Source organism: Lentibacillus kimchii (assembly GCF_042666895.1).
Lineage (GTDB): Bacteria > Bacillota > Bacilli > Bacillales > Amphibacillaceae > Lentibacillus > Lentibacillus kimchii.
In genome coordinates, this window is the sequence record NZ_JBHTGR010000057.1 from 61206 (window position 1) to 74413 (window position 13208).

11 protein-coding genes and 1 other RNA gene are annotated in these 13208 nt (G+C 45.1%); 10 read left to right on the forward strand and 2 right to left on the reverse strand.

Going from position 1 to position 13208, the window contains the following annotated elements:
• The first annotated feature begins 86 nt into the window (after positions 1 to 86).
• From hisS to ssrS, 3 genes are all read left to right on the forward strand, one after another.
• Positions 87 to 1376, forward strand: a complete 1290-nt coding sequence (gene hisS / locus ACFQU8_RS12555; RefSeq protein ID WP_382360762.1) for a histidine--tRNA ligase — start codon at positions 87 to 89, stop codon at positions 1374 to 1376.
• Positions 1369 to 3132: an aspartate--tRNA ligase gene (gene aspS / locus ACFQU8_RS12560; RefSeq protein ID WP_382360765.1), complete on the forward strand. Its 1764-nt coding sequence runs from the start codon at positions 1369 to 1371 to the stop codon at positions 3130 to 3132. Before hisS ends, aspS begins: the two co-directional genes overlap by 8 nt.
• 113 nt (positions 3133 to 3245) lie before the next feature.
• Positions 3246 to 3430: non-coding RNA, 6S RNA (gene ssrS, locus ACFQU8_RS12565), on the forward strand.
• Between the two features lie 72 nt (positions 3431 to 3502).
• On the opposite strand, the gene ACFQU8_RS12570 is transcribed toward ssrS, so the two are convergent.
• Complete coding sequence (locus ACFQU8_RS12570; RefSeq protein ID WP_382360768.1) at positions 3503 to 4177, reverse strand: RsfA family transcriptional regulator; 675 nt, start codon at positions 4175 to 4177, stop codon at positions 3503 to 3505.
• A 99-nt stretch (positions 4178 to 4276) separates the two neighbouring features.
• On the reverse strand, positions 4277 to 5563 hold the full coding sequence (locus tag ACFQU8_RS12575) for a replication-associated recombination protein A (protein ID WP_382360771.1): 1287 nt from the start codon (positions 5561 to 5563) through the stop codon (positions 4277 to 4279).
• Between the two features lie 154 nt (positions 5564 to 5717).
• Between ACFQU8_RS12575 and cymR the strand changes: the two genes are divergently transcribed.
• The 7 genes from cymR (at position 5718) to ACFQU8_RS12610 (ending at position 12865) form a co-directional block, all read left to right on the forward strand.
• Positions 5718 to 6137, forward strand: coding sequence for a cysteine metabolism transcriptional regulator CymR (gene cymR, locus ACFQU8_RS12580; RefSeq protein WP_382360774.1), 420 nt, complete (start codon positions 5718 to 5720; stop codon positions 6135 to 6137).
• A gap of 29 nt (positions 6138 to 6166) precedes the next feature.
• Positions 6167 to 7309: a cysteine desulfurase family protein gene (locus ACFQU8_RS12585; RefSeq protein WP_382360777.1), complete on the forward strand. Its 1143-nt coding sequence runs from the start codon at positions 6167 to 6169 to the stop codon at positions 7307 to 7309.
• A gap of 16 nt (positions 7310 to 7325) precedes the next feature.
• On the forward strand, positions 7326 to 8432 hold the full coding sequence (gene mnmA, locus ACFQU8_RS12590; protein WP_382360780.1) for a tRNA 2-thiouridine(34) synthase MnmA: 1107 nt from the start codon (positions 7326 to 7328) through the stop codon (positions 8430 to 8432).
• Between the two features lie 46 nt (positions 8433 to 8478).
• Entirely contained in the window at positions 8479 to 9150 is a 672-nt protein-coding gene (locus tag ACFQU8_RS12595; RefSeq protein WP_382360783.1) for a tetratricopeptide repeat protein, read from the forward strand.
• A gap of 18 nt (positions 9151 to 9168) precedes the next feature.
• The gene (gene recD2 / locus ACFQU8_RS12600; protein WP_382360786.1) at positions 9169 to 11496 is read left to right on the forward strand and encodes an SF1B family DNA helicase RecD2; all 2328 of its coding nucleotides are present in this window, start codon (positions 9169 to 9171) and stop codon (positions 11494 to 11496) included.
• Between the two features lie 61 nt (positions 11497 to 11557).
• Positions 11558 to 11749, forward strand: coding sequence for a hypothetical protein (locus ACFQU8_RS12605; protein WP_382360789.1), 192 nt, complete (start codon positions 11558 to 11560; stop codon positions 11747 to 11749).
• Between the two features lie 48 nt (positions 11750 to 11797).
• The gene (locus ACFQU8_RS12610) at positions 11798 to 12865 is read left to right on the forward strand and encodes an AI-2E family transporter (RefSeq protein WP_382360792.1); all 1068 of its coding nucleotides are present in this window, start codon (positions 11798 to 11800) and stop codon (positions 12863 to 12865) included.
• The last annotated feature ends 343 nt before the right edge of the window (positions 12866 to 13208 follow it).

The following is a 13208-nucleotide window of genomic DNA, read 5'->3' on the forward strand; positions in this document are numbered from 1 at the left end:
GCTTTTTATATGTTGTAGACGGCAGGGGCAAAACCGCCCGGGTTAAAAACTGTGTAACAATCACAATCGAGTTGGAGGTATGGACAATGAGCATGAAGGCTCCACGGGGAACGTTTGATATTTTACCCGAAGAGGCTGCCAAATGGCAGTTTATTGAAAATACAATCAAAGATATTTGCCGCAGATATCATTTTGATGAAATAAGAACACCATTGTTTGAGCATACAGAGGTGTTTCAGCGAGGCGTCGGTGATTCAACTGACATTGTTCAGAAGGAAATGTATACATTCGAAGACCGCGGCGGCCGCAGTCTGACACTGCGCCCCGAAGGAACGGCATCGGTTGTCCGCTCGTTTATCGAGCATAAAATGCATGGTTATCCGACTCAGCCGGTTAAATTATATTATTTTGCCGAAATGTTCCGGTATGAGCGGCCGCAAAAAGGGCGGATGCGGCAAATGAACCAATTCGGGGTCGAGGCAATGGGCAGTGCTGATCCGGCAATTGATGCAGAAATTATCGACCTGGCGATGTCAGTATATAAGGAACTTGGCCTTTCATCTCTGAAACTCGTCATTAACTCACTCGGTGATCAAGAAAGCCGGGTAAATCACCGGGAGGCACTTGTGAATCATTTTACGCCTTATAAAGATGAATTATGCAGTGATTGCCAAACACGTTTAACGCAAAATCCGCTGCGTATTTTGGATTGTAAGACAGATCAGGACCATCCTGCTATGAAGACAGCACCTTCCGTTCTCGATTACTTGAATGACGCTTCGACCATGTATTTTGAAAAAGTTAAGAACTATCTCACCGCAATGGGAATTGACTATGAAGTTGATCCTACGCTTGTCCGGGGCCTTGACTATTATAACCATACTGCTTTTGAAATTATGAGCGAGGCAGAAGGATTCGGAGCGATCACTACCCTGGCCGGCGGCGGCAGATATAATGGATTGGTCGAAGAATTGGGCGGACCGAGTACGCCAGGCATCGGGTTCGGCATGGGACTGGAACGTCTGCTGATGGCGCTGGAAGCTGAAAACATCACCATACCGACTGATGAGGAGCTGGATTGTTTTCTGGTGACGGTTGGTGATGAGGCGGATGAGGCCTCAGTCCAAATTGCCCATGAATTGCGCCGTAAAGGCATTCAGGTTGACAGAGACTACCAGGACCGCAAAATGAAAGCACAGTTCAAAGCAGCAGATCGATACCAAGCCAAATTTGTGCTTGTATTAGGTGAGAGTGAAATTGAGCAGCAAGTGATTAATGTGAAAGATATGCGTACAGGCGAGCAACAAGAAGTGCCTTTAGCACAACTCGCAAACTACTTGCAAGGCAAGCTGTCAGGAGGAAATGTTGATGAGTGAACGAACATTAGCAGGTACATTGGAAGTTAAAGATGTTGAACAGACAATCTCATTAAAAGGCTGGGTACAAACGCGCCGTGATTTGGGCGGCCTTATCTTTATTGATTTGCGTGACAAATCCGGTATCGTCCAAATTGTGTTTAACCCGGATCATTCCCAGGAAGCTCTGAAAACCGCTGAGGAAGTCAGATCGGAATATGTTTTGGAAGTGAAAGGTAAAGTCGTTGAGCGTGATCCAAGTACAGTAAATCCGGCTATCGGAACAGGACGCGTTGAAGTTTTGGCGTCAGAAGCCAGCGTTTTAAATAAGGCTAAAACACCTCCGTTTCTGATTGAAGACGAAACAGAGGTCAGTGAAGACTTGCGCTTGAAATATCGCTATATTGATCTGCGTCGTTCATCACTGCAGGAAACGTTTAAAATGCGTCACCGTATAACCCAGGCTGTCCGGAACTTTTTGAATGATGACGGGTTTATTGAAATGGAAACACCAATTCTTACAAAAAGCACGCCAGAGGGTGCCCGGGATTATCTGGTGCCGAGCCGTGTCCATCAAGGTGAATTTTATGCACTTCCGCAATCACCGCAGTTGTTTAAACAACTGATCATGATGAGCGGCTTTGAAAAATATTATCAAATCGCTCGCTGCTTCCGTGATGAGGACTTGCGGGCTGATCGGCAGCCGGAGTTCACACAGATTGATATTGAAACCTCGTTTATGACAAGTGATGAGATCATGGATATGACTGAAAAGATGATGAAGCACGTCTTAAAAGAAGCAACAGGTGTGGATATGCCGCTGCCATTGCAAAAAATGCCTTATCGTGAGGCAATGGAACGATTCGGTTCAGATAAGCCAGATACGCGATTCGGTCTGGAACTAATTCATGTGTCGGATATTTTAGCTCAATCATCATTTAAGGTATTTAAAGGTGCATTGGATACTGGCGGGAAGGTCAGTTTGTTAAATGTTAAGGGTCAGGCAGCCCGTTATTCCCGCAAGGATATTGATCAATTAACCGAATTTGTTAAAGTCTATGGTGCCAAAGGTTTGCCTTGGCTAAAAATTGAGGACGGACAAGTTACTGGTCCGATTGCTAAGTTTTTGACAGACGAGGAGGCAAATAGCCTGATTGACCGAGCCGAAGCTGAAGAAGGCGATTTGCTGCTTTTTGGCGCTGACAAAGCATCAGTTGTTTATGACAGTTTAGGTGCTCTGCGGCTTAAGCTGGGTAAAGAATTGGAGCTGATTGATGAGAATCGCTTCAATTTCCTCTGGGTTACTGACTGGCCGCTATTGGAGTATGACGAAGATGAGGAGCGCTATGATGCCGCTCACCATCCGTTCACGAAACCATTTGAAGAAGATATGGATAAGCTGGATACTGATCCGGGAAGTGTCCGGGCCAATGCATATGATCTTGTGCTGAATGGCTATGAATTGGGGGGCGGCTCGTTACGTAACTATAAACGGGACCAGCAGGATAAACTTTTTGATGTTTTAGGATTCAGTCCGGAAGAAGCAGAGGAGCAATTTGGATTTTTGCTTGAGGCACTTGAGTACGGAACACCGCCACATGGTGGCGTTGCGCTTGGCCTCGACAGGATTGTTATGCTGCTGGCAGGCAGATCAAACCTGCGGGATACCATTCTGTTCCCTAAGACCGCCTCAGCCTCTGATTTGCTGACAGATGCGCCAAGTCAAGTAGCTGATAAACAATTGGATGAACTGTCAATTAGAACCAAATATGAGTGATGGTGTCGTGATTAACGACTTGTAATAGTTACCATTTTACTTATTGGGTGATTCAATATTGATCATCCATGACCGTTATGTTAATATGAATTTACAGTTAATCAGCTGAACGTTCAATCCTGATGTGTGCGTCTGTTACATTCATTTTGACCGAACATCTATATACAAGGGAGCCCACATAGGTTTTCATATTGCGTGCACGCCCCGATACGGGGAAGCACAATAGATATGGAACAGGGCACCCACCTGCCTGAAGCGGGTTCAAAACTGGACAACAGACGGCACAATTGGGATTGATAGATACATATGTCCCAAAGAGGAATCGGCAGACTGCCGGTTCCTTTTATATTTAAAAACGGAAAGGCCATCTCTATTGGTGTGATGAGCTGTCGGCGACTTGTTCAAGATTTCCGTTCTTATCCATCCGGAATGCCGGTGCTTCAGAACTGTCCTGCTGCTTATCAAAAACAGTCATTTTGCGGGCCTTGTCCATAATCTGCATAAACACTTGATAGTCTTCCTGAACAGCTTTAAGCTTTTGGGATGTTTGTGTTAACTGGCTTTCCAGATCACGCACCTGGTAACGAAGCTGCTCATTTTCCTGTTCCATTTGCTCCAATGACTTTTGAGCCTGGCTGGAAGCATGATAGTCCTCGTTAAACTGCTGCAAGTATTGAATAACGCTTTTAAGCGTCAGGGTCTCTTGAGCCGTTTCCATTTCTGTAGTAACTGGAACTGGCTGGGGCAGATTCCTGTCACTTTCTGCTGAGTCTGCCGCGGATAAAACCGGCTGTCTTTCTTGAGAAGCAGCGGCCCGCTTTTTCTCTTTTCGCTGCCGTTTGGCAAGTTCGATAGCATCATGGTATTTATTGCGTACTTCAGCATTCCAGCGAAAGCCGCAAGCGGCAGAAGTCCGGTTTAACTGATCGCCTACTTCTTCAAAGGCATTTAATTGTGTGCTGCCTTCCCGGATATGCCGCAATACGGTTTCCGCCAGTAATAAATCATCTTCGTGGGACCATGCATCCTGTCTAACTTTTGTCATTATAGTCAACTCCTTTTTCAATTACGATCAAAAGCAATATTTCTAGCGAATTGTTAGCTGTATTGTTTAGTTTGACCGTATGAAAAAGGAATTATACCTCTAGAATCTAGTATTATTTTTTTCAGATTGAATATTTTCATGAATCCTTTTTAACTGCTGTTCAAATTTACTGCTGGCTTTTGGCTTGTAATATGTTTTGTCTTTAATCGTATCCGGCAGATATTGCTGGTTCACCCAGCTGCCTTCATAATTGTGAGGATACTGATACGCGAGTCCCCGCCCCATTGCTTGAGCTCCCTGATAATGGCTGTCTTTCAGGTGGGCTGGGACGTCACCGCTTTTGCCGCTGCGAATATCGCTCAGAGCTTCGTCAAGCGCTTTGTAAGCCGTATTGGACTTAGGTGAGAGAGCCAGTTCGACAACAGCTGATGCCAGCGGTATGCGCGCCTCTGGAAATCCAACACGCTCCGCGGCCTGAACAGCTGTAACGGCACGCGGTCCGGCTTGCGGATTAGCAAGGCCAATATCCTCGTAAGCACAGACCACCATGCGGCGCGCGATGCTGTCGAGATCACCAGCTTCAATCAGGCGCCCCAGATAATGTAAGGCGGCATTGGCATCGCTTCCCCGTATGGATTTTTGGAAAGCGGATAAAACATCATAATGCGCGTCGCCATCTTTATCATGTGTGAAACTTTTTTTCTGCATGCATTCTTCAGCAGCTTCAAGTGTCAAAACAATGTTACCTTTCGCGTCTTTAGGGGTTGATGAGACGGCAAGTTCAAGACCATTCAAAGCTGCACGCATATCCCCGTTGGCAGCAAATGCCAAATGCTCAAGCGCTTCATCCGTTAACACGACTGGTTCAGACCCAAGGCCGTTTGTATCGTCATCAATGGCCCGGCTGACAGCTGTTTTCATATTGGCTACCGTTAATGGGTGCAGCTCGAATAAATGGCAGCGGCTGCGTATGGCCGGGTTAATAGAATGATAAGGGTTGCTCGTTGTACAGCCGATCAGTGTCAAGAGATTGCTTTCAATATGCGGGAGCAAAAAGTCCTGTTTTGATTTATCCAAACGGTGCACTTCATCGAGCACCAGGACAACCTGGCCGCTCATTTTGGCTTCTTCAACGACAATTTCCATGTCCTTTTTCTTATCAACCACAGCATTCAGCATTTTTACTTGGATATTCAGGCTCCTGGCCAGAGCGTAAGCAAGAGAGGTTTTGCCAGTGCCGGGTGGCCCAAAAAGGATCATGGGCGCCAGACGGCTGGCCTGGACCATGCGGTTTAAGATTTTCCCTTGGCTAACCAGGTGCTCCTGTCCGATAATATCGTTTATATGGTCGGGCCGCATACGATAAGCGAGTGGTTTTTGGTTCATTTTGATCGTCCTTTATAAAAATGATATGAGCTGTCTATGTAAAAGCGTAAAGCGGATTATGCTAAAATGCAAGAAACAGGTGATTCATGCTATAATGGTTATTTAGAGAGCAACAATGACTAACAGATTTAGCGATGTCGCGGGGTGTTTTAAAATGAAGATTTCCACAAAAGGACGCTACGGCTTAACCATTATGCTTGAACTGGCACGAAACCATGGCAATGGCCCAATTTCGTTAAAGACCATTGCACGGGAGAAGGGACTGTCCGAACATTATCTGGAACAGCTGGCATCCCCTTTAAAAAACGCTGGACTGGTGAAAAGTGTTCGTGGCGCGTATGGTGGTTATGTGCTGGCACAGGATCCGCGCGACATAAAAACCGGTGATATCATTCGCGTGCTGGAAGGGCCAATCACGCCTGTTGAAGGAATGGAGGACGAAGAGCCAGCGAAACAGGCTTTATGGATACGCATTCGTGATGCTGTTAAAGATGTGCTGGATACCACGACTTTGGAAGATTTGCGTCGGCACGAAAACGATCAGCATCAGAATACGTACATGTTTTACATTTAAATTATTTTAAGATAGAAAGGGCATTAACCATGGATCATATATATTTGGATCATGCAGCCACAACACCGATGGATCCCCAGGTAGCTGAAGCCATGCAGCCAGTTATGACGACTGTGTTCGGCAATCCATCAAGTGTGCATAGGTTTGGCCGGAAAGCCCGCCAGTATCTTGATGAAGCACGGCGCAGTATGGCTAAAAGCATTCAGGCTGATGAAAAAGAGATTGTTTTCACCAGCGGCGGCACAGAGGCAGATAACTTGGCACTGATCGGGACCTCTCTGGCTAATCAGGCAAAAGGCAATCATATTATTACAACGGCTCAAGAGCATCATGCTGTATTGGATACGGCTGCGTATTTAGAACAGCTCGGTTTCAGTGTCACTTATTTGTCTGTTGATGAAACAGGCCGTATCAATCCGGATGAGCTGAAAGCCGCTTTGACGCCGGAAACAATCCTGGTTTCTATTATGTACGTCAATAATGAAACAGGCGTTATTCAGCCGATTGAGGCGGCTGCTGAGATTTTATCAGATCATCAGGCCTATTTTCACACCGATGCTGTTCAGGCTTTTGGTTTAATCGATATTGATGTTAACCAGACCGGGATTGATCTGCTGTCAGCGTCCTCACACAAAATTAATGGCCCAAAAGGGGTCGGCTTCTTATATGCAGCTGATGGTATTAAACTGGAGGCACGTCAGCACGGCGGTGAGCAGGAACGGCAGCACCGGCCGGGAACAGAAAACATGGCAGGTGTCGTCGGTTTCCAGACAGCGGTTGAGCTGGTGATGGCAAACAAAGCTGAGAGACGAGGGAAGTACAGTCAGTTCAGGGAACAGTTTATGGAGCGGCTGACTGCTGATGGCATCACTTATACTGTAAATGGCAAGCTGGATGACAGTATTGCTTCTATTGTTAATCTTAGTTTTCCAGGAACTGGTGTTGAGTCTTTGCTGACCAATTTCGATTTGGAAGGCGTAGCAGCTTCAAGCGGAAGTGCTTGCACAGCAGGCTCAATTGAACCCTCGCATGTTCTCGCGGCCATGTATCAGGACAATGATGAACGCATCATGAATTCGATCCGTTTCAGTTTCGGATCGTTTAATACGACAGAAAATGTGATCGAAGCAGCTGATCGTGTTGCTAAGATCGTTAAACGTTTAACCAGTTAAAAGGCGGTGACTATTTATGAAACGAAATGAGGATACACGGGTAGTTGTTGGTATGAGCGGTGGCGTAGACTCGTCTGTCGCGGCACTGCTTCTGAAACAGCAAGGCTATGATGTCGTTGGCATTTTTATGAAAAATTGGGATGATACTGATGAAAATGGCGTCTGTACGGCGACCGACGATTATGATGATGTTGTCCGCGTCTGCAATCAGCTGGACATCCCCTATTTTGCCGTCAATTTCGAGAAACAGTACTGGGATAAAGTGTTCACTTATTTTCTTGATGAATATCAATCAGGCCGAACACCCAACCCAGATGTTATGTGCAACAAAGAAATTAAGTTTAAAGCATTTTTGGATCATGCCATGTCGCTTGGTGCCGATTACCTGGCGACAGGCCATTTCGCCCGCGTGAGAGAGAATAATGGACATTATGACATGCTGCGGGGTGTGGATGATAATAAAGATCAGACATACTTTCTGAATCAGCTGACATCAGATGTTCTGGAGAAGGTTATGTTTCCTTTAGGGGATATGACTAAAAATGAAGTCAGGGAAATTGCTCACCAAAATGATCTGGTGACAGCATCGAAAAAGGACAGTACCGGTATCTGTTTTATCGGCGAACGTAACTTCAAGGAATTTTTAAGCAGCTACTTGCCAGCACAGCCAGGACTGATGCAAACACTGGACGGTGTCGAAAAAGGCACTCATGACGGTCTGATGTATTATACGCTTGGACAGCGCCAGGGACTTGGCATCGGCGGAGCTGGTGAACCATGGTTTGTTGTCGGGAAAAACCTCGATGATAATATTCTGTACGTCGGACAGGGCTTTTATAATGACAATTTGTATTCTGACAGTCTAGTTGCCTCAGAGGTTAATTGGATTAGAGAGATGCCTGATCAATTTACCTGCACAGCTAAATTCCGTTACCGTCAGCCGGATTGCGGGGTAACCGTTACCAAAAAGGAAGATGGCAATGTTCATGTTGCTTTCCATGATACACAGCGTGCAATCACGCCTGGACAATCGGTCGTCTTTTATGATGACGAGGTTTGTCTCGGCGGCGGGACAATTGATGAGGTTCTAAAAGATGACACGTATCTTGACTATGTCGGCTGAACCATGACAGCAGCATGCTACTTTAGACAGTTAACGAGGTGACATAATGGAAGATAAAAACCAGCAGGCGATTGAGTTGATGAAAGAGCAAAAATATGAAGAAGCAGCAGGGCTGTTTAATGCCATTATTGAAGAAAGTCCTAAGGATCCGGTCGGCTATATCAACTTTGGCAATTTGTTGTTGCATATTAATGATACAGAGCGCGCTGAGCTTTTCTACAACCGGGCGATTGAGCTGGATCAGAATGCAGCAACAGCCTATTATGGGCTGGGGAGCCTGTATTATGATCAGGCAGATTTTGCAACAGCCCAAAAGCATTTTTTTCAGGCGGTTGAAATCGGACTGGAAGAAGCAGATGTTTATTATTTGCTCGGTATGACTTTCTTTCACCAGGAGGATTACAAGCTGGCGCTTCCGTATTTAATGCGTGCAGCTGAGCTGGATCCAAATGAGGCAGATTATTTATTTCAGTATGGGTTGTCACTTGCCCAGGGTGAGTATATCGATGATGCCAAACCGATTTTCAAACAGGTCCTGAAATTGGATGAGTCGCACAGTGATGCGCATTATAATCTCGGGGTTATTGCGTTGTATGAAGAGGATCTTGAGGGAGCTCTAGACCATTTTGATCAGGCGTTGGCCATCCAGCCTGAGCACATGCTGGCTTCCAATGCCAAGAAACAGATTATGGATGTATGGCATAATTCTGACGCGTAAGATAGTGAGGTAATCCGTATGGCAACAGATCAACAAACCCAAACGGCGTATGGCTATATTAAAGGGGAGCTGCTGCATACGATTTTTCGTAATGAGCAGGAAAATTTCTCAATTGCTAAAATTAAAGTTCTTGCGACCAATGAGGATTATCAGGAAAAGGACATCGTGATTAAAGGTTATTTTTCGGATCTGCAGGATTCGGCTGCCTATTATTTTTATGGTGATTTTGAGCGGCACCCCAAGTTCGGACTGCAGTATAATGTAACTTCTTATAAGACGTTTATTCCCGATACCAAAGATGGGTTAATTGATTATCTTTCCAGTGATCTGTTTTACGGAATCGGCCAAAAAACGGCCCGGAAAATTGTCGAAACGCTGGGGACTAACGCTGTTTCCAGTATATTAAATGATCCCAGTGTTCTGAGGCAGATTCCCGGGCTGAAACAGGATAAAGCTGACCAGCTTGTAAAAACGTTAAAAGAAAATCAGGGCTTCGAGTATGCTGCCGTTTATCTGGCTAAATATGGAATTGGTCTAAAACTTGCACAAAAAATGTATAAAGAATATCAGGATGAAACCGTCAGCGTACTGCAGGAAGATCCTTATCAATTTGTGCTTAATATTGAAGGGTTTGGGTTTCATACCGCTGACCAGATTGCCCAGGAGAACGGTTTGTCTTTAACACACGCAAACCGGATTGGAGCCGGGTGCGTTTATGTGCTGCAGCAGAATATCCAGGATGGTCATGTTTACTTGCCAGTTGAGGAGTGTATTCATCAGGTTGTGACGCTTTTAACTCAACCGGACGCGGAGCTTACAATCGACATGGTGCAAAATCGGCTGGAAGAATTGAATCGTGATAAGACTGTGATCATGTATGAAGGGAATGTGTACCTCCCCTCGCTTTATTATGCGGAAAACGGGTTTGCTGGAAATGTTGATCGGCTGCTCAGCAAATCAGTTGAGCATGATACGCCCTTGGCTGAACTGATGAAAATCATCGGCGATGTCGAGGAACAAGAAGTGCTCAGTTATGGCAAAGAGCAGTTTGAAGCGATCCAAGAAGCTATCAGTTCTGAGCTGATGATTGTAACAGGCGGCCCAGGCACAGGGAAGACAACGGTTATCAAAGGCATACTGAACGCCTTTGCTGAGATTCATAACTTGTCGATAGACCCTGATTCATATAGTGATGATGCCGATTACCCGTTCATTTTGACGGCGCCTACTGGACGGGCGGCTAAACGCCTGACTGAGTCAACCGGCCTTCCAGCCGTGACTATTCACAAATTGTTGGGCTGGGATGGTCAAAACGGCTTTGAAAAAGATGACTATGATCCGCTTAAAGGCCGTTATTTAATTGTTGATGAGTTTTCCATGGTTGATATCTGGCTGGCAAACAGCCTGTTTAAGGCGATTCCCGATGATATGCAGGTACTGCTGGTGGGGGATGAGGATCAGCTTCCCTCTGTTGGGCCTGGCCAGGTTCTGGCTGATCTTTTGACGAGTGGGCAGATTCCTTATGTTAGTCTGCAGGATGTGTACCGGCAAAAAGAAGGATCGAAAATTATCGAGCTGGCACATGCGATTAAACAGGACGCCTGTGATCATCATGCTCTGGAAAAAGCTCAGGACTTCAGTTTTATTTCCTGTCATGAACAACAGCTGATTGATGTGGTGACAACGGTTTTTGATCGTGCGCAAAAAAAGGGAATTGATGTAAAGGATATACAAGTTCTGGCTCCCATGTATCGCTCACAGGCGGGTATTACGATGATTAATCAGCATTTGCAAGCACTGATTAATCCAGCATCGCCGCAGAAGCGTGAAGCACGCACACAAGATGCTGTGTTCCGGGTCGGTGATAAAGTGCTGCAGCTTGTTAATCAGCCGGAAGACGGGATTTACAATGGGGATATTGGCGAAGTTGCTGCCATATTTTCAGCAAACGAAAATGTCGATCATGTTGAACAGCTCGTGATTGACTTTGAAGGCAAGGAGATTAGCTTTGAGCGAAAAGATTATATTAATATAACACTCGCTTACTGCATTTCCATTCATAAATCCCAAGGGAGCGAATTTCCGATTGTTATGCTGCCGGTTTTTCCTGTCTACCGGCGTATGCTGAAGAAAAACTTACTGTATACAGCGATCACCCGGAGCAAACAATCCTTAGTTATTTGTGGCGACAAGCAGGCTTTTTTAGATGGCGTTAAACGTCAGGATACCAATCAGCGCTATACGTCTTTAATTGAGAAACTGCAGGAGCGGCTGGTAGATGGTTCATCCGATGAACAGCCAGAAGAAAATGATGAAGCGGCTATATCGCCTTACGATTTTATGTGACAGCGATGTATAGCGACCAGTTATTTGGTGAAAGCTGACCTAATAAAAAGGAGCTTTTACCATGTTCGTTTGCCCGAATTGTAATGGGAAAAATATTGGAAAAATCGGGGCGCGGCACTATTACTGCTGGAATTGCTTTATTGAACTGTCCGTAATACATAACCGACTGGCAATCCACCAGGTGGAATCAGATGGGTCATTAAGTTCCCTGGATGATTTATTTACGGAAAATGAGCGCAGAATTCAATGGTAACGGTTCTCACACGATCAGTTGATCATGTTGTTCCTGGGGGTGCTTTATATGTTCCAGGACAATAAACCATTGAATTTTCTTTTCTGGACAGTAACAGGAATATTTGTATTCTTATTCGTTTTTCTGCTTGTTAAACTGTTCCCGGTATATGGGGCTATTGCAGCGTTTTTGTGGCATTTATTGCTCCCGTTTTTAGTTTCAGCCTTAATTGCTTATTTATTGTATCCGGTTATTGATAAACTTTATGAACGCCATATACCAAGAAGTCTGGCCATATTGCTGATTTATATCCTTTTTTTCGGGGGTCTTGGCTATTTGGGTTACAGAGTTTATCCTGCCTTTATTCAGCAATTGAATCAACTGCAGGAGCAGTTGCCCCAGCTGATTGGCATGTACCGCGAATTCATTTACAACCTATATGACTACACAGCGTTTTTACCAGAAGCGGTGCATGATAAAATGGATGAACTTGTTTATGAAGCTGAAGCCCATATTGAGAATTTGCTGACGGACTTGGTGAAACGTTTTACGAAAGTTTTTGATATGATCATTGTCATAACGGTGATCCCTGTGATCGTATTTTACTTTCTGAAGGATTTCGCGACTGTTAAACGACACGGCAAAAAGTGGATTCCGCAAAAATATCACGCGCACGCTGGAGAACTGATTCGGGCGATAGATAATGGACTGGGCAATTACATTCGGGGCCAGGTTATTGTTTGTTTGTTTGTCGCTTTAGCGGCATATGCAGTATTTAAATTCTGGGACATCCCGTATGCCTTGCTTCTAGCTATCATTATGGGGCTGACGAATATTATTCCTTACTTTGGCCCAATTATTGGTGCTGCTCCAGCTGTGGCGATCACGGCAACGATTTCCGGAAAATTAACGTTGTTTGTCTTAGTCAGTATTTTTCTTATCCAGCTGATTGAGGGCAATCTTCTGTCGCCGTTTATCGTTGGCAGAAGTATTCAGATCCATCCGCTCGCCATTATTTTTGCTCTATTGCTGGGCGGGCAGGTAAGCGGTGTTATAGGCATGATATTAGCTGTTCCGCTTCTGGTCATTTTAAAAGTTGTCATGTCGCATTTTTTGCGGGAGCGGTACAATAATTGACAATCAGCAAAATCTTGACTATACTATCAGCATAATAAGCGAAATAATCTAATGCGCAGATGGTTCTGAGTACATGAGCCTCCGTTCAAAGCATTTCCGGCCAGGCTAAGGTCAGCGGTGATGTATAGAGAGGGATTTCCACAGGCTGTAAGAAATCCCGGACGTTGAATCATGGAAGCTAAACCTGAGTGCGGCTAATTCCCGCCGGTTCCAAACCGTTATCAGACTGAGTGATGAATGAAGGCACATGCTTTTGTTCATAATTAGGGTGGTACCGCGACGTTATCTCGTCTCTAACACAAATTTAGAGAGGAGATTTTTTATTTCGTACAAGCTTGTATGC

Bases quoted from the DNA above. Each gene is read 5' to 3' on its own strand.
- ACFQU8_RS12575 (WP_382360771.1), bottom strand. From the start codon at position 5,563: ATGAACCAAAAACCACTCGCTTATCGTATGCGGCCCGACCATATAAAC.
- aspS (WP_382360765.1), top strand. From the start codon at position 1,369: ATGAGTGAACGAACATTAGCAGGTACATTGGAAGTTAAAGATGTTGAA.
- ACFQU8_RS12585 (WP_382360777.1), top strand. From the start codon at position 6,167: ATGGATCATATATATTTGGATCATGCAGCCACAACACCGATGGATCCC.
- ACFQU8_RS12570 (WP_382360768.1), bottom strand. From the start codon at position 4,177: ATGACAAAAGTTAGACAGGATGCATGGTCCCACGAAGATGATTTATTA.
- ACFQU8_RS12610 (WP_382360792.1), top strand. From the start codon at position 11,798: ATGTTCCAGGACAATAAACCATTGAATTTTCTTTTCTGGACAGTAACA.
- hisS (WP_382360762.1), top strand. From the start codon at position 87: ATGAGCATGAAGGCTCCACGGGGAACGTTTGATATTTTACCCGAAGAG.
- ACFQU8_RS12605 (WP_382360789.1), top strand. From the start codon at position 11,558: ATGTTCGTTTGCCCGAATTGTAATGGGAAAAATATTGGAAAAATCGGG.
- cymR (WP_382360774.1), top strand. From the start codon at position 5,718: ATGAAGATTTCCACAAAAGGACGCTACGGCTTAACCATTATGCTTGAA.
- ACFQU8_RS12595 (WP_382360783.1), top strand. From the start codon at position 8,479: ATGGAAGATAAAAACCAGCAGGCGATTGAGTTGATGAAAGAGCAAAAA.
- mnmA (WP_382360780.1), top strand. From the start codon at position 7,326: ATGAAACGAAATGAGGATACACGGGTAGTTGTTGGTATGAGCGGTGGC.
- recD2 (WP_382360786.1), top strand. From the start codon at position 9,169: ATGGCAACAGATCAACAAACCCAAACGGCGTATGGCTATATTAAAGGG.